The organism is Salinispira sp. (genome assembly GCF_059431795.1).
This window is the reverse complement of the sequence record NZ_JBXWXS010000027.1, coordinates 1-21,663: the sequence shown is the minus strand read 5'-3', so window position 1 is coordinate 21,663 and position 21,663 is coordinate 1. Positions and strand designations below refer to the sequence as shown.

At 53.2% G+C, this 21,663-nt stretch carries 12 protein-coding genes and 1 pseudogene; 5 read left to right on the top strand and 8 right to left on the bottom strand.

Going from position 1 to position 21,663, the window contains the following annotated elements; translation table 11 throughout:
* Window positions 1–48: 48 nt before the first annotated feature.
* Window positions 49–1,332, bottom strand: coding sequence for an ABC transporter substrate-binding protein (locus tag AC52PS_RS08860; RefSeq protein ID WP_495562698.1), 1,284 nt, complete (start codon window positions 1,330–1,332; stop codon window positions 49–51).
* Window positions 1,333–1,424: 92 nt separating this feature from the next.
* Complete coding sequence (locus AC52PS_RS08855; protein ID WP_495562697.1) at window positions 1,425–2,606, bottom strand: ROK family transcriptional regulator; 1,182 nt, start codon at window positions 2,604–2,606, stop codon at window positions 1,425–1,427.
* A gap of 214 nt (window positions 2,607–2,820) precedes the next feature.
* Between AC52PS_RS08855 and AC52PS_RS08850 the strand changes: the two genes are divergently transcribed.
* A complete protein-coding gene (locus AC52PS_RS08850; protein WP_495562696.1) occupies window positions 2,821–5,559 on the top strand; it encodes a glycoside hydrolase family 2 protein in 2,739 nt (912 codons plus the stop codon).
* A gap of 362 nt (window positions 5,560–5,921) precedes the next feature.
* Here AC52PS_RS08850 and AC52PS_RS08845 read toward each other — a convergent pair whose 3' ends face one another.
* From AC52PS_RS08845 to AC52PS_RS08835, 3 genes are all read right to left on the bottom strand, one after another.
* Window positions 5,922–8,462: a glycoside hydrolase family 94 protein gene (locus AC52PS_RS08845; protein WP_495562695.1), complete on the bottom strand. Its 2,541-nt coding sequence runs from the start codon at window positions 8,460–8,462 to the stop codon at window positions 5,922–5,924.
* Window positions 8,463–8,550: 88 nt separating this feature from the next.
* Window positions 8,551–9,819: an ROK family transcriptional regulator gene (locus AC52PS_RS08840; protein ID WP_495562694.1), complete on the bottom strand. Its 1,269-nt coding sequence runs from the start codon at window positions 9,817–9,819 to the stop codon at window positions 8,551–8,553.
* 182 nt (window positions 9,820–10,001) lie between these two features.
* Window positions 10,002–11,384, bottom strand: a complete 1,383-nt coding sequence (locus tag AC52PS_RS08835; RefSeq protein WP_495562693.1) for a GH1 family beta-glucosidase — start codon at window positions 11,382–11,384, stop codon at window positions 10,002–10,004.
* A gap of 210 nt (window positions 11,385–11,594) precedes the next feature.
* On the opposite strand from AC52PS_RS08835, the gene AC52PS_RS08830 reads away from it, so the two are divergent.
* Complete coding sequence (locus tag AC52PS_RS08830) at window positions 11,595–11,849, top strand: hypothetical protein (RefSeq protein WP_495562692.1); 255 nt, start codon at window positions 11,595–11,597, stop codon at window positions 11,847–11,849.
* On the opposite strand, the gene AC52PS_RS08825 is transcribed toward AC52PS_RS08830, so the two are convergent.
* Together AC52PS_RS08825 and AC52PS_RS08820 are read right to left on the bottom strand one after the other, a co-directional pair.
* Window positions 11,815–12,459, bottom strand: a complete 645-nt coding sequence (locus tag AC52PS_RS08825; RefSeq protein WP_495562691.1) for a deoxynucleoside kinase — start codon at window positions 12,457–12,459, stop codon at window positions 11,815–11,817. The two genes, AC52PS_RS08830 and AC52PS_RS08825, sit on opposite strands and share 35 nt — an antisense overlap.
* Window positions 12,460–12,489: 30 nt before the next feature.
* Window positions 12,490–13,473 carry a cobalamin-dependent protein gene (locus AC52PS_RS08820; protein ID WP_495562690.1) on the bottom strand — a complete coding sequence of 328 codons (984 nt, stop codon included), beginning with the start codon at window positions 13,471–13,473 and terminating at the stop codon, window positions 12,490–12,492.
* A 187-nt stretch (window positions 13,474–13,660) separates the two neighbouring features.
* On the opposite strand from AC52PS_RS08820, the gene AC52PS_RS08815 reads away from it, so the two are divergent.
* Window positions 13,661–15,490, top strand: coding sequence for a methyl-accepting chemotaxis protein (locus AC52PS_RS08815; RefSeq protein ID WP_495562689.1), 1,830 nt, complete (start codon window positions 13,661–13,663; stop codon window positions 15,488–15,490).
* A 33-nt stretch (window positions 15,491–15,523) separates the two neighbouring features.
* Here the strand turns inward: AC52PS_RS08815 and AC52PS_RS08810 are convergent, their stop codons facing one another.
* Complete coding sequence (locus tag AC52PS_RS08810; RefSeq protein WP_495562688.1) at window positions 15,524–17,116, bottom strand: tetratricopeptide repeat-containing diguanylate cyclase; 1,593 nt, start codon at window positions 17,114–17,116, stop codon at window positions 15,524–15,526.
* 122 nt (window positions 17,117–17,238) lie between these two features.
* Between AC52PS_RS08810 and AC52PS_RS08805 the strand changes: the two are divergent.
* A pseudogene (locus AC52PS_RS08805) lies at window positions 17,239–18,048 on the top strand (DUF6531 domain-containing protein); the annotation flags it as partial.
* A gap of 2,133 nt (window positions 18,049–20,181) precedes the next feature.
* Window positions 20,182–21,663: hypothetical protein (locus tag AC52PS_RS08800; RefSeq protein WP_495562762.1), on the top strand; the 1,482-nt coding region annotated here is incomplete at its 3' end.

The window sequence follows — 21,663 nt, the reverse complement described above, 5'->3', positions numbered from 1 at the left end:
GAAGGCTGTGGGCCTTCTCCCCTGGCCGTTTCTTACATATACCCGGTGTTATTTCCGAGCCAGTTCTTCAACATCTGAAGCAACTTCAGCAGGTGACTTCGTACCGTTTACGATTTCCTGCATACCCGCATTCAGGGTGTCATTGGGTGCACCGGAAAGGTGAGCATCAATAACTTCTGTGTTCAGGGCAGTCTGAGCCAGTTCAACTTTCTGCACCAGTTCGTTGGGAAGATCGTTGGGTGCTTCGTACCCTTTCAGAATAGGAGCAACAATGGCACCGTCACGGAGACGCTGGGTCGCTTCTTCTTCACGGTTTACATAGTCGAGGAATCTGACCGCAGCAGCCTGGAGAGCGGGGTCTTCGGTTGCTGCTTCGGTGAGTCCATAGCCGACCTGCCATGCAGCGGCAACTGAGCCTGCGGTTGCAGGATCCTGGCCAGGCAGTTCGGGCCATGCCATTAACTTCATGTTCTCACGTACTTCGGTGTTTTCCACACTACCTGCAGCCCACTGACCCTGTACCATGAAAAGAGCCTGTTCGTTGCTGAAGTTTGAGATGTTGGTTCCGTAGTCAACAAGGACTGAGCTTTCGGCAATTACACCGTCTTCAACCATCTGCTGGATCCAGCCAAGGGCCTGAACCATCGCGGGGTCATCAAAATTATTTTCCCCGGCAACGGCTTTGGATACCCAACTGGTGTCGCCGGACGCACGTCCGATGAACGCTGAAAGCACACAGCTTCCCCACGCCCATCCGTCTGCACCGTCGATGGAGACAACTTCAATTCCGGCTTCTTCTGCTGCGGGAACCATGGCAACCAAATCTTCATAGGTTTCAGGAAGTTCGAAACCCAGTTCGTTGATCAAAGGTTCGTTGGCAAACAGCACGGTGGTAATGTTTGATGTTCCCAGGGGGACATAGTATACTTCACCATTAGGGCCCATTTCAGGAATGAGGCTCATGTCATACATGTCGGTGTCCAGAAAGGGACGATGGTCAATTTGTTGACCTGCTTCCTGCCACGGAGCTCCCCAACGGGCATCGGCACCCATATATGCTACATGCGGAACATCACCGGCTGCCAGACGTGCGGTCACCTTCTGATGATATGCTTCATCGTAGAGCAGCTCGCTGACAATTTCGATATCCGGGTTTTCCTCCATGAAGGTTGTTACCAGTCGATTCCAGGCAATACCTTCAGCGTTTGAGTTATCTCCATAACCCATTACATTCAGAACCACTTTCTCTGAACTTGCTTCTCCCTGCCCTTCGGCGAATACCATTCCGCCCAGCAGAGCAAGCACTACAAATAATACGAGCGCTTTCTTCATTGAAAAGCCTCCTTTTGGATGTATACAGACGCAACGCGTCATTTTCCCAATGAGGTCGACGACCTCAAGATTCACATAATTCAAACGGAGCATTACGCTCCTGATTTCAATAAACTGTCCAGAGCATCCGCCTCCATCCATGCTCCTTCGACGGTCAAATCCATAATTTCAGGATCCACAAAGAGGCGCTCCAGAACAAAGCCTGCCGCCCCGTATGCCACCGATTTATCTCCCAGGGATGAAAACCGGATCTCGCACTCCACATGCTCGTCATATGACCAGTTGTTATCGATTTCCTGAATAAGTACCGGCATGAGCTGATCCTGGTATCGTTCTATATCCCCGCCGAGAAAAATTTGGCCCAAATTGAAAGTATTTACAAACAGGGCAATATGCTTTGAAAGCTCGACGATAAATTCATGAAATCCTTCCGGGTCATCTTGAATCCGCCCTTGGTTCTCCGCCAGTCTGGCAGATGCACGGAACTGACCTTTCTCCTCGGGACCGCAAAAAACCGAGCGGAACTCACCAGCAGACTGCCGTGTACCGGCGTATACCCTTCCGTTAAACACAATTCCCAGACCCACGGAAATATTGTCATAAAACTGCTTCCGGGAGTTCCGGTGAAACTCGATCAGGGTGAACATGAAATTCCTCAGTTGTTTGGCCCGATGGAAGGCAAGCTCACCCCAGGCACAACTGTTTGCGTCGTTGTCGATAAATACCGGAAAGGGGAAATCGGGTTCCAGCAGATCCACTATGGGAAGAGAGCTTTCGATACCCAGAGGAATCGATTCGAGAATCACTCCACGGTTTGAATCGATAATACCGGATATACCCAGACCGGCACCCAGCAGCGGAAGACCGATCCAGCTGAGTTCCCGGGGAATGGTTCGTAAAAGATTTCGGGCCTCATCCACCAAATTTGCCCCGGAATGAACGGCATTTTCAGTTCGGGAAAAGAGGATGTCACCGGTTAGATCTACCGCAACCACCGTGTAGGACTCGGGGCGGAGCTCCAAACCCAGCACATATCCGTAATGCCGGTTAAGCTCCAGATGGACTGGCTTCCGACCGCCCTGGGGCCCGGAAATACCTTCCGAAACCTCTTTCACAACCCCTCTCTCGATCAGTTCACCTACAATCTGGGAAATTGTGGATTTATTGAGATTCAAATTTCTTGCAAGTTCCACCCTGCTGATGGTATGGGATACCCACAACTCCCTGAGAATACGGGATGTATTGATGTTTCGATGTCTTCTGTTGCCAGCCATACTCTCCCTCTGGTTAGTTGATTTATAAACCAACTAAAAGGATAATCTCATGAGATGGTTGATGCGTCAACAAAAAGCTGGTTTTTTCCTGTTGAAAATGTTTAAAACATGATAGGTTGGTACATAGAGCAATTAACTATCCTTTTAGGCTATGTCATAATCAGCCCCCGACCCTGATCAGGGTCCCGGGAATTACCATCATTAAGGACGGCATATGAAAGAGAAAACACGCATAAAAAAGAATACAAACCCGGTGCCAAACGAGCTGTCATCTGAATTCATCATCAATCTTTGCGGTACCTGGGATGCCCGTATTCCTTCGAAGGATTTGAATCTTTCTATCGAAATACCCGGCGATCTGGCTACTGCGCTGGTGCAGTCTCACAAGCTTCCCCACCCCTACCCCGGGAAAAATGAACTGGACTTTCAGTGGATCGGTCACAGCGACTGGAGTATGCGCACAAGCTTTTCCCTCCCGGAGGGAAACCACGGGCCGCAGGCACATCTCATACTTGAACAACTGGATACATTCGCAACCGTGTATATTAATGGCAATGCTGCAGGAACATCAGAAAATATGTTTGTCCCCCTGGAATTGGATATCGGGGCACTCCTGCATGAGGGGGAAAATGAGATTCGCATAGACTTCCAGGGAGCGGAAAAACGCGGGGCTGAGGAAGCTCGGAAACTGCCGTACCCCATCCCCTCATCCAAACATTTTTCCTGGGCTTCAGATTACCGAAATCTCGTCAGAAAGGTTCAGTGCCACGGCGGATGGGATTGGGGCCCGGCAATAATGACCTCTGGGATCTACGGTGGGACCTACATCCGTCTGGGCGGGGCACCCAGAGTAAGCTCTTTCAGCCCCCAGCCCCGGCCGAGCGAACACTTTTCCTCCGGAAACTGGACTGTTGATATTGAGCTAACGCTTCACAGCCGGGAACATACCCAGGCGAACGCCGATATTACGCTGCTGGCCCCCGACGGAACAATCCTTGAACAAAACTCCCTTTCCCTGGAGCTCAAGCGGGGAGAAAACCCCATTACCCACACTATGCAAATCTCGTCTCCTCAGCTTTGGTGGCCCGCAGGTGAGGGCGGACAGCCCCTCTACGGTGTGGAACTCTCCATTGGGGGGGAAATACACAGAAGGAAGATCGGCTTCCGGCACATCGAAGTAATTCACCAGGACGATGACATCGGCCGCAGCATGAAATTCCGCGTTAATGGCCGGGAGATTTTTGCAAAAGGCGCCAACTGGATTCCCACGGACGCACTCCCCTCATATCAGGATGAAGAGAAATACCGGAATCTCCTGGAAGACGCACGGGAAGGAAATATGAACATGATCCGTGTATGGGGAGGCGGCCAGTATGAGAGCGAACTTTTTTACGATCTCTGCGATGAACTGGGGCTTCTGGTATGGCAGGACATGATGTTTGCCTGCGCCATGTATCCTGCCACATCAGATTTTCTGAAAACCGTAGAGCCTGAGATCCGGTATCAGGTACAGAGGCTGAAGCATCGAACATGCCTGGCAATCTGGTGCGGCAACAACGAAGATTTAGGAGCTCTCAGCTGGTATGAAGAATCCCGAGCCAATCCCGCACGGTATCTGGTGGATTACGACAGGCTGAATGAAGGCGTAGTGGGCCGGATAGTCAGGGAGTTGGATCCGTCACGAACCTGGTGGCCAAGCTCCCCATCCGCCGGTATTGGCGACTACTCGGATAACTGGCACGATGACAGCAAGGGCGATATGCACTATTGGAGTGTCTGGCATGAGGGCAAGTCCTTCGAAGCATATTATGAAGTTACTCCCCGTTTCTGCAGCGAATTCGGGTTCCAATCCTTCCCCTCTCTTGAGACGGTAAAAAGCTTCGCATCGGAGGATGAGTGGAACATCAGCTCCCCGGTAATGCGGCATCATCAACGGAATGACATGGGAAACAGCATTATCTTATCGACCATGTCCTCGTACTTCCGCATCCCGGAGAAATTTGAAGATCAGCTATACGTCAGTCAGGTTCAGCAGGCCATGGCCATCCGTACCGCGGTGGATTACTGGAGAAGCCGCCGTCCGGTGAGCATGGGTGCCTTGTACTGGCAGCTCAACGACAACTGGCCGGTGGCTTCCTGGTCCAGCATTGAATACGGCGGACGCTGGAAGGTTCTTCATTACGATGCAAAACGATTCTTCGCCCCGTTCACTCCGGCCTTGTATGCAAAGGATGGGCGCATCCATTGTTATTTACTCAACGATAGCCAGGAAACCCTGTCAGGTACAATGCTGATACGGCGGATATCCTTTTCCGGGGAAATACTGGAGTCAACCGAAGTGGATGCCGAAGTGAACGGCCTAACCGCCATGCAGGTTTGGGAGCACCCGGAATATCAGGAAGGAGAAGCATCCAACAGCTTCCTCCATGCAAAATGGACAGCCAGGGGTCACAGCGTCGAAGGAGCTGCCGATATCAAAGCAGCTACAGACATCAAAGCATCTGCCGGCGACAGAACAGAATCATCAACCGAAATTTCAACCTCTATGTTTCTCTCCAAGCCCAGGGACTGTTATCTGAAGCCTGCGGAAATCCGGATACGCCAAGGCAGCGGACCGGAGCACATCGTTCTGGAAAGCAATGTTCCTGCCTTCTATGTCCTTGCCGAACTGCCTGGAGAGACTGGGCTTTCGCCTGAGCCAGAGGTTTCCGAAGAGTCGGGGCTCTCCGAATCGTCGGGGCTTTCCGGATCGTCGGGGCTTTCCGAAGAGTCGGGGCTCTTCAAAAAGACAAGGCTTAACGGCCACTTCAGCGATGGAGGATTTACCTTGCTGCCCGGCGAACCCAAAGAACTGAAATACACCCAGCCATGGTCGCTTGAGAAGGGAGACCGACCTGAGGTGAAGATCACCCCCGATATGGTACGGATCCGCCATCTGAGACAAACCTACTAAGCAGCACCGGCGGCGATTGGTGGCGAGTATCCGAACTCTTGGAATCGCAACCGGTTCGCAGCGGATGTAAAACATACCCCCCCGCGTAATGTGACCAGGTGGTCACATTACGCGGGTGACTCTTTTCTGTACCCGGCAGGATCTATATTGCTGCCACATTTCTTCTCACCCGGTAGGATGTATTTTTCTGCCACACCCCTTCTCACCCGGCAGGATGTATTTTTCTGCCACATCTCTTCTCACCCGGCAGGATCTATATTGCTGCCACATCTCTTTTTCCGCCCCGGGGAGCAGGCCGCTCTATTTACGGTATAGCTCCAGGCAGGCTACCTTCTGGCCGGCTGCCTCCAGGCAAGCTGCCATCAGCCTACCAGAGCCCGCACCTCTATACGTTCGCCCTGTATCAGTTCCATGGGAAGCCGTTCGGAAGATAGCCGTTCGGTCACCTCGCCGCCTTTCCCCAGCACTTCCAGCACCACCCGGGGAAGCGCCTCTTCTGTATTGGAAGATTCTCCAGCCTGCGAACCGTCAGCTCCCCCGGAAACATCGCGTGCCCCGGAGGTACCGGTGTTCCCCGGCCCCCGGGTATTGACCACATCAATATCAATTTCAGTGCCCCGGAATATTCTTCGAAGCTTGAAACCCTTCCAATGGTTGGGAATTACCGGTTGAATTATGAGCCCGTCATAGTCGGGTCTGATGCCCAGAATCCACTGGGTTATAGCGAAATAGTTCCATGCCGCCGTGCCGGTAAGCCAGGAGTTTTTCCCCTCTCCGGGGATCCATGCATCCTTCCCGGCTATCATCTGACAGTATGCATAAGGCTCGACCCGGTGGAGGTCGCTGATTTCCTCAAGATATGCGGGTGCAATTTTCGCGTAATACTCGAACGCCCGGTCTCCCCGGCCGATCCTGGTTTCCCCGATCATGATCCAGGGATTGTTATGACAGAAAATTCCCCCGTTTTCCTTGTATCCGGCAGGATAGGTGGATATTTCTCCGTATTCTATGTAGTAGCGGCTGAATGCCGGATTGAGTATCACCATTCCATAGGGGGTGTCCAGCCGCTGTTTCACAGAGTCCAGGGCTTTGCGGGGGTAGCCCATATCTTTTCCGATCTCCGCCATGGTACAGAAACCCTGAGATTCAATGAAAATCTTTCCTTCCTCATTGCTGTCGCTTCCCACCGGTTTTCCGAAATGGTCGTAGGCTCTCAGGAACCAGTCCCCGTCCCAACCGTGCTGGATAACCGATGCTTCCATGGCATCCACGTGGACTTGAGCCTCATCTGCCAGCCCGGTTTTTCCCAGCTTCCTTGCCAGCCGGATGTATTCACGGCCGTACAGAACAAAAAGTCCGGCAATCATCAGCGATTCGGCTACGCCCCCGGCCTGATTCTCGGTGGTCTGAAACGATTCATTGGGATCGGTGGAAAAACAATTCAGGTTCAGACAATCATTCCAGTCCGCTCTGCCGATTAGGGGAAGCCCGTGGGGACCCAGATTGTTCACCACATGGGAGAAGGAAGTCGAAAGGTGGTCGAATAGCGGCCGGGCGTTCCTTTCATCGTTATCGAAGGGCACCTGTTCATCCAGGATGCTGAAGTCGCCGGTTTCCTTGATATATGTCACCGTCGAAAGAATTAACCAGACCGGGTCATCATTGAAATTGCCTCCGATTGCGTCGTTCCCCCGTTTGGTAAGAGGCTGATACTGATGATACGCCGAACCGTCCTCAAGCTGGGTGGCTGCAATGTCGAGAATCCGCTCTTTGGAGCGCTCAGGCGCCATGTGAACAAAGCCGATCAGGTCCTGATTGGAGTCCCTGAACCCCATTCCCCGGCCGATTCCCGTCTCAAATCCTGAAGCCGAACGGGACATATTGAAGGTCACCATGTTTTGATACTGGTTCCAGATATTCACCATCCGGTCCAGTTTTTCATCTCCCGAATCGAGAACAAAACGGGATAGCAGGTCATCCCAGTACTTGTTCAGCTCAAGGAAGGCACGGTCCACGTCTTCCCCGTCCCCATATCGCCGTATAAGTTCCCTGGCAGGTTCCTTGTTGATAACTCCTTTGGATTCCCACTTCTCATCCTCAGGCAACTCCACGTAACCCAGAACAAAGACCAGTTCCCTGCTTTCACCTGCTGCAAGCTCCAGTTCAAGATAATGACTGGCAATGGGAGACCAGCCATGGGCTAGGCTGTTCCCCGGGCTGCCTTCACGCACCCGTCGGGGGGAATCAAAACCGTTATACATTCCAAGAAACTGCTCCCGGTCGGTATCGAAGCCCTGAATCCCTGTATTCACAGAGTAGAATGCATAATGGTTCCGCCGCTCTTTGAACTCCGTTTTGTGGTAGAGCACCGAGCCTTCCACTTCCACCTCTCCCGTGGAAAGGTTGCGCTGGAGATTGTTCATATCGTCTTCGGCATTCCACAAACACCACTCGGCCAGGCTGAATATCTTTACCGATTTTCTCTCGTGGCTATCATTTGTCAGGGTGAGCTTCTGAATCTCCGCCTTCTCCCCCAGGGGCACCATGAAAAGGAGCTGTGCCCGAAGCCCGTTTTTTACAGAATTAAAGCGGGTGTACCCCATGCCATGTCGGCACTCATAGCTGTCCAGTTCACTTTTCACCGGCTTCCAGCCCGGATTCCATATATCCTCACCATCAGAGAGATAAAAATAACGGCCTCCGTCATCCATGGGAACATTATTGTAGCGGTATCGGGTGAGCCTGCGGAATTTTGCATCCCGGTAAAAGCTGTACCCGCCGGCGGTATTTGATATCAATGAAAAAAAGTCTGTATTTCCCAAATAGTTGATCCAGGGATATGGGGTTCTGGGGTTGCTGATCACATATTCCCGCCGTGCATCATCGAAGTGTCCGTATTTCATGTTTCCGTCCTTATTATTTTATGTACTGCATCTACTTGTATTATTGATTTTCCAGTAATTCCCTTTGGGGTGGGATGGATAGAGAGGGCTACAAATTCCTTCTGCCGGCACTCTGAAAGGCTTCAAGACCTGTCTGTAAACCTCGCCGGGCAAACTCATCGTAACTCTCCACCGCGTAGAGTCTATTGGCATGAAGACACGCGGCCCCGTACGCGGCTGCAAATTCTCCCTGTCCGGCCTCCCGGATCCGAAGAAAGGGTATGCCTGAGTAGGACCAGTTTTCCGCCACTGCCTTATTCAAGCTTTCCGCCAGCTCATCCTGAAACCCCTGAATATCTCCCCCGACGATCACCGTGTGAATATTCAGACTGTTAATGAGCAAAGCAATGTTTTTTCCCATCTCCCGGAACAACAGGGAGCGGGTGTTCCGGTTTTCAGATAGATCAAGTAATTGGGAGGAGGAGAGGGAAAACTGGGTGTCCGACCCCTTCTGCCAATACACGCTGCGGAATTCCCCGGAAGTGTGGTCCACCCCCTGATGCACCCGGGAATCCAGTGCCAGCCCGAGCCCCAGGGAAAGCCTGGGCCGGGTCACAGGGGCATTGCGGAACAGTTCAGATTCTATCAGCATGAACAGGGAATCTCCCACATCCCGATAGCCTGCGGCGAACAGTTCCCCGCCGATTGCCGCATTGGCATCGTTTTCCAGCATTACCGGCGTACCCAACTGCTCCCGGAGCAGCTTCTCCAGGGCAACATCCGCATCGGCCCCCAAAAGGCGCGAACGTTTCAGCAGCCCCCGCTGCTGGTCCACAATACCCGACATGGCTACGCCCACGCCTAAAAGGGGCGGATAAGAGCCCTTTCCCCCGGCTTCAGCCCCAGCATCAGCGCCCGCTGGATCCCCGTGCCGGGTTTCGAATACCTGGGCGTACTCCTTGAGCAAAAAGCGGGCTGCCTCAGCGGCCAGAGAATCGGCACTGAACCCGGACCTGATACCCCGGGACGAATCTCGGTACTCTTGCGCTGCATGGGCGTGGGCTGCCAACACTCCGCCCCGGGCATCGCTGATCACCACTCTGAGCATATCCGGAAGGAGCTCCACTCCCATACTGCATGCACGTTCTTTCCTGATATTGAGCACCAGAGGACGTCTCCCGCTGCCGCCGGAATGCTGATCATCGGGGTACTCTTCAATAATCCCCGCCTCCATGAGGCGGTTCACAATGATGGTTACCGTGGACTTATCCAGCCCGAGATTCTTCGCCAGGAGCTTGCGACTCATCCGGCTCCCGGACCAAACGGACCGGAGAATTCTATTGGTGTTCAATTGTGCACTTTTTTGATGTGCCGGCATTTTTCCTCCTGGCTGATCCGCTGCCTGGCCCGCTGGGCTGACCGCCGTATTCTCGGCCGCCTGGCCGCCGGCCGCCACAGCAGGGATGACGACGTATTTTTTGTTGAATAGTTCAACTAATACATCTTTATAAAACCCTTTTCGCCCGCCGTCAAGGGAGACGGGCGATTTTTTACAAGAAATTACAATTCCTTTCCGTTGGTCCGGATAATTTTGGAATACCAGGAAAAAGAATCCTTGGGCGTCCGTTTTAAACTGGAAAAATCCACATGGACCAGGCCGAATCGGTGGCGGTAGCCTTCCGCCCACTCAAAATTGTCCATGAGAGACCAGTGGAAGTATCCCCGGACATCCACTCCATCGGCGGCTGCTTCTTTCAGAGCACCCAAGTATCGTTGAGTGAAATCGATTCTGTAGGCGTCGTGCACCTTGCCGTCGCTTTGTACCCAATCATGACCGCTCATGCCGTTTTCGGTGATCACCACGGGAATATTATAGCGCTCATGGAAAAAGCGGGGCACCCAGTACAGTGCCCGGGGCGTAACCGGCCATTGAAAATGAGTTCGGGGATATCCGGCGCCAAGGTCGTCGGTCTGTCGTATTTTCGGGTTGCCCTGGGAATCGTAATCGGTTCTGGCCCAGCTGTGGTAGACGTTCAAGCCGCAGAACTCCAGGGGTGCGCTGATATGCTTCATATCATCCTCCCATCCTGCGGGCAGATTCTTTCCATGGGTTTCCAGGTAGGCCTGGGGATATTCTCCCAAAAACACGGGATCATTCCAAAGGGCGGTACCGAAACCGAAATGGGGTTCATCGTTAAAGGCGAACTGGGCGTTTCTGGCGGCTTGCACCAGCGTTTCATCTGCTTCATCCCCCGGCTCGACCCCTCCCACCGCGGGCGCCCAGCCGATATTCAGAGAATCTCTGCCGTTCGCTGCGTTGGATCTGAGCTGTTCTACGGCAACCCCATGGGCGCTGAGCACATGATGGATAATCCTGACCAAATCTTCGCCGGGAAGTTTCAGACCAGGCGCGTGTACCCCCATATCATGTCCAAGGGTGGTAAACATCTGAGGTTCGTTCAGGGTAATCCAATTGTCCACCCTGTCGGAAAAACGCCTGGACAGTAAGCCGGCATATTCACCGAACCATTTCGGGCTGTCAGGATTCAGCCACCCCCCTCTATAATAGAGTTCCAGGGGATAATCCCAGTGAAACATGGTAATAAACGGTGTGATATCCGCTTCAAGAAGCATATCGATAAGCCTGTCGTAAAAAGCCATACCCCGCTCTTCCACTTGGCCGATTCCTCCAGGCAGCACCCGGGGCCAGCTCAGGGAAAAGCGGTACCCGTTGATTCCCAGCTGCTTCATTAATCTGATATCTTCCTCCAGATGATGATAATGGTCGCAGGCGGTATTGCCCGTATCGCCGCCGGCTATTTTCTGCTCCCAATTAACCATGCGGTCCCATACCGAAGGCCCCTTTCCGTCCTCGTTCCATGCTCCTTCAATCTGATATGAGGCGGTGGATGCCCCCCAGTAAAAATCTTTCCGAAAACCCATATTCGCTCCTTCCCCGCCGGGCAGGTCCCGTCGAGTTCTATTTCTTTACATAAACTAACAATTATAATCCATCTTAACATCAGTTGCTGGAGGAGGAAAGACTTCGGTCAGAATTTGATGAAATTTCCTGTTTTCACTGGCAGCGAACAGTCAATCTTCGTATCATACTCATAAGAATCCGGAGTCCCGCAGCTCCGGGAGGAGATATATATGCTTGAACTCAATCTTCCTGCCCATGCAGGCTATGAAGATATAATAACACGGGCCGATACCGCGGGCTTAAATATCAGCGTGATCCGGGATGCAACCCTGGAAGGTCCGGTGCTTCGGGATGAAGGAGTATTCATACGGGGACGCTCAGAGATCTACCGTCAATTGGACCGTTTGTCCAATATTGATACCGGCACCCCGGAGGATTCATCCCGGGAAGTCAGGGGTGAAACAACTCTTCTTGACCGGAACTGAGAGCACGGCTAACCCGTTCACTCACAGCATCAATATCCGAAGGGTTTGACCGCACATCAATACTGTTCATATCCAGACTCAGTACCGGGCAGAGATTCCATTCCCGAATCCACTCAGCGTACAGCTCATTAAGCTGCTCAAGGTATGAGACGGGAATCTCTTTTTCAAACTCACGCCCCCTAAGAGCAATCCGCTTTTTCAGGGTGGGCACCGATGCGTTAAGATACACAATGAGATCCGGAGCCCCCAGCAGCTCCACGATAAGTTCATAAAATTTCCAGTATGTGGCGAAATCCCTGGAGTCGATATACCCCTGGCGGGCAAGATTCCTGGCAAAAATATTGGCGTCTTCATACACCGAGCGGTCCTGAACCACCGAACCGCTGTAATGCTGGAGTTGTCGGTGCATTTCCAATCTGTCCGCAAGAAAAAACATTTGCGAATGGTATGCCCATGCAGACATATCGGAATAAAAATCTTTCAGATAGGGGTTATCCCCCACCGGCTCATAATATGCCTTCCAATTCAGCTTCCGGGAAAGCAGGTCCACCAGGGTGCTTTTCCCTGCGCCGATATTTCCCGCCACTACAATGTACTGTTTTTGTTCCATAATTTTCCGGGTTCCTGGAATACGTCGGATCTAAAGCAGTTTATCCAGCATGGAGACCGCTTCAACCCCTCTCTGGGCGAAGGCATCGGCATTAATTTTTTGCCACAATCCCTGTTCGTGGGCAAAAGCCTGCCCGCCCACCAGTATAAGGGGTTTTTTTGTCTCGCCGGAACTCTTCAGGGCTGAAATGAGCATCTCGGCGGAATGAAGATTATAGGGCATGGTCACAGAGAGGCCCACCACATCGGGTGTGAAACTTTTAATTGCCTCAGCAGCCTCAGGACCGGGGAGATAGGTGCCCAGATACATTACATCCCAGCCTTCCATGTATAAATAATCGCACACCATCATGAGACCGATGCCGTGCATCTCTCCGTTCACCACAACCCCGAGAAAGCGCTTATTCCGGTTGGATTTACGTTTCATGTACCCCCGGAGGAGTCCCATGCAGGACATGATGCTTTGTGAGATACTGTGTTCCTGATGGATGGCCAGTTTCCCTCCGGCCCACATTTCTCCCGAACGGTACAGAACAGGTTCAAGAATATCCCGATAGATGGCACTCACCGGAAGGCCCAGGTATGCGATTTCATTAATACGGTTGATGGCCACCACGGGTTTGCCGTTGGCGGCAAGGTCGATGTATTGCTGAATTTCATAGGAAGGATCCACATGCTTAGGAGTTGCATACATCTCCAAAGGGGGGTTGGGTCCCCTGATATCCGGATCCGTTTCAAGGTAGCGCCCCCCGGCGTCGTCGGCATTTCCAAAACTGCTGATGGTCCGGTTATCCGCATGTACCCGGTTGCCCACGCCGTCATCCCGGCCAAGAAGCTCGTCTACGCTCACTTCCAGCACCTCGGCGATTCTCAGGAGGGACTCGGTGTCGGGACTGCGGTTTCCCTGTTCGTAGTTGGCAATTGCGGTCTGCCCGATATCCAGAGCTTCACCCAATTGCCGCTGGGTCATGCCCCGGCGTTTCCGTAATGTTTTCAAGTTCTCAGCGAGTCCCATAGAAACAGTATAGATAAAACATCACAAAGTGTGAATATAAATCGACATTATAAATACAATTCCCCCTGCCTCTTCCCTGAGGAAGAAAACACATATATACTTTACAGGGGATTTTGTATTTGAAATTGCCTCAATAATGAAAAATGGCTGAAGCAAAAACAACCGAAACAAACCGAAGGAATATTCCATGAGCATTCGCATCCGCTTATATCTGCAATCATTTTTAGCCGTATTGGGCATGCTGGCAGTGGTAGCCATCTTTCTCTTTATGCAAAGCTCTGTGGGGCGTATTCAAAACCTCATCAGCAGCGGAACTTCTGCGGTGAACAGCTGGAACGCCTTCTCCCATGCCACCAAGGATGTTTTATATCGGCCCGGTGTTATTGCCAAACAGTCTGCGGTGTGGATTACCGAACGGGAAAACGGCATTGAGGCCATGACAAATTTTCTGTCCAACCCCATCTTCTCCCGCACCAGCGAGCAAACCCGCCGGGACTCGGCCCAGCTGGTGGAGATGCTTGAGGGCATTTCAACCCAGTCAGAAGATATTATTGACCTTCTTGATGCATATGAACAGGCGATTAACGAGGACAGGGATATCGGCGGCGGTTTGAGCTACAAACTTGGGTACTACCAGGCGTCGGGGGATCTGAACCGGGTGTTTCAGACCGGGCGGATGCTGGAGCGGTCCATGCTCAACCTTATTCCCATGATGCAGAACCTGGAGGGGGGACTGAGCACCCTCTTTTCCACCCTGGAGAAGGAAGTGCTCTCCACCGGACGGCAGCTGCAGGCCACTGCAATGGTAATGGTGGCAGGATTCGCCGCTCTGGTTATTATCGTATCCATTCTCATAGTTCGAAGCATTCTTAAATTGATACGGCTGCTTGAGTCGGGTGTTCGCCAGGCGGGTGAGTTGGATCTCACCGTATCTTTTCCCGAAAGCGGTGACGAACTGGGACAGCTGGGCAGACAGCTCAATGTTCTGTTCACCAAACTCCACGGCATAGTCCAGGAGCTGAAACGCTTTTCTGTCAACAGCCGGGAAAGTGACGGCACCCTGAACCAATCGGTACAATCCATGACCGGGCTTCTCAACACCAACCGGGAGCATATGCATAATCTGGAGTTTTCCGCCGCCAATCTGGGCGAACAGGTCCAGCAGGTTCAACAGCAGTCAGAGACCATCGAGCACAGCGTGGAATCCATTAACAGATTCATGGAGGAGCAGAGCGCATCGGCGGACGAAAGCTCTGCGGCCATCGAGGAGATGGAAGCCAGCCTCCGACGGATCGCAGAAATCATCAGCTCCCGCCACGGCGAACTCCTGGAACTGGTGGAAAGCACAAGAAGCAGCCAGGAGCAGGGAAAACTGAGCACCGAAACCATCAGTTCTGTGGCGGAAGATATTGACGGTCTCAATGAAATACTCACCGTCATTACCGGAGTGGCCAGCCAGACATCCCTGTTATCTATGAACGCAGCCATTGAGAGCGCCCATGCCGGAGATGCGGGACGGGGCTTCGCCGTTGTTGCCGAAGAAATCCGGAAACTTGCGGAGACCACCACCCAACGTTCCAAGGAAATACGGCAGAACCTGAAAAATATTATCGGAAAAATACAAGTTGCAGAGGAAGCAAGCCAGAAAAACTTCCAGTATCTTGAACGCTCAGCCGAACGCCTGGTGCATTTCGCCCGGTCCATGGAAGAGATCCAGCAGTCCACGTCGGAAGTGTCCACCGGAAGCAGGCAGGTTCTCACCGCAGCCAATGAGCTGAGCAACTCGGTGAACAGCAGCCGTGAAAGCAGCCAGGATATTCAGAAATCTATCGGTGAAATCGGCAGAAATATCTCTACGGTCCAGGAATTCAGCTCCCGGCTCAACGGAAGAGTGGGAGATATGCTCGATCATTCGGGAAAAATCCTTGAGACGGTGAATCAGGTGGAAAACATACAGCAGCAAAACAGCAAACAGATCCGTTCCCTGGGATCCATGGTGGACGACTTTACCACCTGATGGCTCCTTTCCTCTCGGGGGGGCTTTCTCGAGCTATTCCCCGCTGGTTCGCTTGGCGTCGTACATCCGTTCATCGGCAATCTGAAGAATCTGCTGCAGATCCAGGTCACCGTTGGCAGTTACCCCTCCCAAACTCAATTGGACGAGCAAACCGGGTGATATTTCGTCCCATGCTTCGCTCTCAACAGCCGTATATATCTTCGAGATCACCGTACTCAGATTTTTCTCATCGGCACCGGGCAGAAGCAGAATAAATTCATCTCCTCCGTAGCGGATAATCAGGTCCCCTTTGCGCAGGCATTCGGTCAACAGAGATGCAATCCGCGTAAGGACCTCATCTCCCACCTGATGGGAATGGCTGTCGTTTATCATCTTGAATTTATCCACATCGGCAAAAACCACTCCAAGATCCTCGCCGCTGCGGGTAATCCGGGCAAGCTCACCGGGCATGTGTGCCATGAGATAGCGGCGGTTCAAGAGGCCTGTAAGGGGATCATGAATCAGCTGCTCTTCCAGTTTTCGGTTGCTCTCCTCCAGCCGTAATTTCAAATCATGCAGCTCGGTATTTTGGATACGATACAGTTCCCGTTCAAGCTTCACCCGTTCCAGATCCAGCAATGCCAAGGCTTTGCTCAGATTATTGTCTCCGATGCGCAGTCCCAGTTCCTTCTGCTGCTCCAGGGCCTTGCGCTCATACTCAAGGGCCTTTGCAAGATTTTGCCGGTGCTCATAAAACCTGGATAATAATTCGTAACAGCGGATATGGATCTGAATGGGCTGGCGTTCCTCAAGCCGTTCAGCAGCCTGAAAGAGCAAATCCTCCGCTTCATCGTGGCGCTCAGCGTCCATGAGAAGGGTTGCAAAATTCAGTAAAATATCTTCCAGCCAACTCTTCACCGGAGCCGAGGAGATCACATCCAGCGCCTGCCGGTAGGAAGTTTCCGCCTTGGCAGTTTCTCCCTCTGCATGGAGCACTTCGGCGGTTTTCGCGATGCTGTGAGCCTCGTAAGATGGATTGTTACAGGAATGAAAAATTCTCCTGGATTCTTCCAGGAATGCATAGCCCTCTTCAGTGGAGCCGTTCATTCCAAGAAGTCTGCCCAGGTTGGACAGAATAATTCCAAGATTCATCCGGTCTTCATCGTCCAGAGCTTGGGAAAATGAATCTTCCTGAAAGTTCATGGCTTTGCGGGCTGAGTCGTAGTACTCAATCGCTTTGGCGATCTGCCCGATCTCTTCATAGATAATGGCGGTGTTATTCAAAGCGGATGCCGCCCGCAGCGGCCAGTCATCGCCGAACAGCTGGTAGGCCTTGCTGCAGTGCTCGATTGCAAGCTGATATACAGACAATTGCCCGTACAGTACGCCCTGGGTCAGGTGGGACTCTGCCTCTTCCCGGGTATTGCCCTGAACCACGGCGGCATGTTCCCCCTTCCGGGCGAATTCCAGGCCGGTTGCATGGTCCTGGGTCAGGAATGCGCATTTTGCGCACATCCGGTAGGCTTCCGCTCTTCCGCCGGGAAGCTCACCGCAGTCTGTTTTCTCAGCACCCTGCTGAAACAGCTTCATCGCCTCATGTAGTTCACCCTTTTCATAAGCCAACAGGGCATCATTTATAACAGACATGGCCTAAGTATATATATATTTCCAAAAATCACAAAACGTGAACGGCATTTTTCTGCAATTTAAATCATCAGCTGAATTTTTCCGGTGAACAGGGTGGAACACAACAGGAAAGGAGCCCCCGTATGCACCGAAACATATTCCCCGCCGCCTCAAAAATTGCCATGCCTTTACCGCGTATATTCACAGCAATACTGCTCATCCTGCTCAGCGCAAATCCCGTTCAGGGAGATACAAAAACTTCAAATGTAAACAAGCAGTACATTAAGAAAGACCAGTTCAGGATTATCACCCCCTCGGCCCCGAAAACATTTCAGATCTATCATACATTCACCTATGATAAAATAACCCGGGAATACACCTACACCACCTGGTCATACGACCCATACGAAGGGGATTATAACGTTCACGACACCCACAGCACCAGGGCTGCAGCCAAAAGCGCAAAACCCAGCGGGGGGAAAATCACCGTTTCCAGCTCCGTTGTGGACAAAAAAACCGGGCTCAGGGGGACCGAGGTCGCCAGCAGCTGCAGTATCCAAAAAGCATCCATTTCTCCCGAGAAGATCGCCGAATATGCAAAACAGCAGCTTAAAGACTCCGAGGACGCCATGGAAGAGAGCGAGGTTAAGGAAATAGTGGATGCGGACAACGCCGCTGAAAGCGAAGAGACCTGCGACCCGGAGCCTGTAGAAGAGGGCCACGACAGAACCGCGGCAGAGGCCGAAGAGGAAGCCGAAGAAGAGGAAAAGAGCTTTTTCGCCCGGGCATTCGGCGATCCGGTGCAGCTCTCCAGCGGCTCCCTTTTACTCACCGAAGAGGATCTGCGCATTCCCCTTCCCGGGGACGCACCGGATTTTCGCCTCAGCAGAACCTACCGCAGCGCGGACGTTCACTCCGGCCCACGGGGGCGTCACTGGTTCGGGTCCCTGGAATCCCGACTCATTCGCTGTAACTCCCTGCCCTTCTGGACATCCCCTGAACTGTGCAGGCAGGAAATCCTCCGCCTCCAAACCGTGCTCACAGAACTTGAAGAAGCCGCAAAACAGGAAAAGCATGAATTGGAAACCTCGCTTCCCGGGCTTCTGGAGAGTGCGCAAGAGCTGGAACGCGCTTCAGCAGAATATCTGTCCAAATCCCGGAAAGCCAACTCTGCGGGCAAAACCGGGTATAAAAAACTCTCCCGCCGCTGCGCAACCAGGGCAGAACAGTTCCGCACACAAATATCCCTCATCCAGAATCGCATAGACCGCCTGTTTGGAGAAATTCTGCCGGCGGAACGGCAAAAAATCAGGGATCAAATATTCTTGTTGGAAGAACGGGAGGAGCAATCGGAAAAACTCAGCTTGCGGCGGGCTGCAATGACCCGGCTTACGGAAGAAATGTACATCTCCGCCGGGCCTGTTCCCTCTGGATCCAGAGAACGCCGAATCCAGAATATCGGAAGGAGCGCCGGTTTAGCCACCATTCTTTGGATCACCCCTTCGGGTGGCCTTCGAAGCTTTACCCTCACGTCCCCCGAACAAACAGAAGAACAAACAGCAGAACAGACCTCTGACCTGCACATCCGCAACGGCGGCCTTCCGGATGACGGACTGCTTCCCGGCTCCGCCCTCATCTATCGCTGTAGGACGCTCCCCCTCCACCGCCTTGAACTAGGGCCGAATGGAAGCATGCGCATGTACCTGCCAGGCAATTTCCGCTGCGATTACGATACCCGGGGCCGTTTCCTGAAAAAATACCGGCTTTTACCCCCCCATAATCCCATGCTTCTCTATGAATACCGCTACGAAGCCAAGGACGGAAAGCCCGGCTATGTTCCGGACCGCATCATTCTTCAGGGGGAGCGCCGGCTCAACCTGGAGTGGAAGAAACAGGGGGGCTATTCTCTGCTCCAGGCTGTTCGCTTCAGCTTTCCCGAAATGGAAGAGCGGCAGATCCGCTTCGCCTACTCTCCTGAAGGATATCTTCAGAACGTGAACTACCCCGACGGAAGCATGAAAGAGTACTGCTGGGACGGCAGGCTCAGTTCAACAACCCAGAAACATGGCGAAGGCTCCCCGGACATTCACAAAACCTACAGCTACGACCAGGACGGGCGGGTAACAGCCGTCCGGGACAACCGGGGCTTTTCAGAAGAGTTCAGCTATTTTCTTCGTACCGGAACCGATGACTACAGCGTAGCCAGAGCCCGCTACGGCTATGACCCGGGAAATACACCCGGAAGTACAGCAGAAAATTCCGGACCCTACGGGCTTCCCGGAACCCTTGAGTATGAATTCGACCCTCACGGCCGCATCTCCCTCTCCAGAAAATTCGACAGCCGGGGAACACTGAATGAAATCCGGAAAAAAGAATATGTTCCCGGTGCCCCCGGATTGCTTTACAGGGAGCTGATTACCACCTTTCATCCCAACACCAACGGACCGGGTCTCCTTCCCGCAAAAACGAAGGAAGAGGCGGTCTTTGCGTATTATCAGAAGGCTCCGCATACCGGACTTCTGAAAAGCATCACCCGAAGCTCCGACGATCCTCGTCGACCATCGGGTACATTCAGCTTTGCATATAATGATCAGGGCTATCTTACAGAAAGCCGGGACCCCGACGGTGTGACGCTGCGCTACAGCTACAATCCGGCGGGACTGCTTCAGGAAATACTGAGAAGCGACGGAGGCCGTCGGCGTTACCACTACGACAGCCGGGGGCTGTGTACGAGCTTTACCGATGAGGAAGGCAACAGCTGGCAGTACGGCCGGGATCAGTTCGGTAACCGCAGCCGGATTACCGATCCCCTGGGCAACAGTTACGTATTTCAATTCGATGCTCTGGGGCGCTGTCTGGCCGGGGAAGATCCCCTGGGCGGCGACCTGACAGCAGTAGATTTCTACAGGGAAATCATCCCCCCGCCGGACCCCCGCAGCCTCATTCCAGATGACCGATCCGCCCACGGAGCGAACAGAATCGGCAGGTACACCCCGGCCGGGAGAAGTGCCGAGTATCTGCCCTCCCTCGCCCGCACGGACGAACCGGTTTTAATCAGCCGGGATGAATGCGGACGGGTAGAGCGAATCGATTACCCCGGAAGTGCAGACACACTCATCCGCTACGACCGATGCGGCAGAATAACCAGCATTACCGACCGCAATGGAGGATCCACCAGCTTTGCGTATGATCCCTGCGGCAGAATTATCTCCATTACCGGCCCCCTGGGCTCCCGCAGCGAATACCTCAGGGATGCCCGGGGGCGGGTAACCCGCATTACCGAAAACATCTGCCGGGAGTGGCCCGAAGGACTAATACAGCGTGAACTGCAGTATGACACAAAGGGAATGCTCACCGGGATCGTCTATCCCGACGGCAGCAGCGAACAGTTCATCCACGACAACCAGGGCCGAATTACCAGCCGCAGGGACCGCTGGGGCCGCATACACCGCATCACCCGCATTGAAGCCCCGGGAAGCCAGGCCATAGCGATCGAAGGCGAAACCGCCGGAGGTCGGGCCATAAAAGGTGAGGGCGGGGCCCAGAGCATAGAAGCCCGGGGCGAAACCTGCATCAATTATGAATCACCGGGAACCTACCGCCGGGAAGTGTATGATTCCCGTCTGAGACTGAAGGCCGTGTACGCAGGCCCGGATTCCAGCCGGCTTCATCTGCTTAGCGACCTTCGCTATTCGCCTGACGGTTTGAGCCGGGTAAGCCGTGCCGGAGGACTCAATTCCTGGCAGACCTACGCAGAGCCTGAAACCGGCCTTAAGAGAATCGTGGATCCCGACGGGAGGGAACAGCTCAGCCGCTTTGATGATGCAGGGAAAATTATCAGCCTGCAGCGGGGAGAGATGCTCCGCAGCTATCAGAGAGACCCGGACGGCCGGATCACTCAGGACAAGGGAGAATACCCCCTCCGCAGCGAAGGATCTGCCCCCATCACCATTAGGCGGGAAATTCAGTACCGGCTGGATTATTTAGGAAGAATTGTCCGGGAAGAGCACTCCATGGGCGGGGTGAGCAGCTACAGCTACCGGGGCGGCAAACTAATCCGCTCCACTCACAGCGACGGACGGGACCTGCAATACCGCTGGAACCCAGCCGGCCAGCTTCTTCAGGTGGAAGATGCCGGGGGTACAGCCCTCAAAACCATTGAATACGACCCGGCAGGAAGAATTGTTAAGGCCGGGGTTCCCGGTGAATCCCTTGAATTTCTGTGGGACAGGGAAGACAGGCTTCTGGAAGCCACATCTGGGGGAATCGGACTGGATAGTCGTCTCCAATGGACGCGTGGCAGCCTGCCCGCTTCCATCAGTCTTACTCATGGGGATACTAACCCTCAGGCTTCACTTCTGCCCTCGTGTGAGTATGAGTATGATGAAGCCGACCGGATCATCGGCATCAGCCTCAAATCTAATACCGGCGGTACAGCTAACATGAAGCTCCAAATCCGCAGGGACGGCCTGGGCCGAATTACATCCATATGGAAACGCACGGGGAATTCCCCGGAACTCCTGCAGCAAATCAGCTATACCCGGGACGGCTGCATGGAATCCGATCTG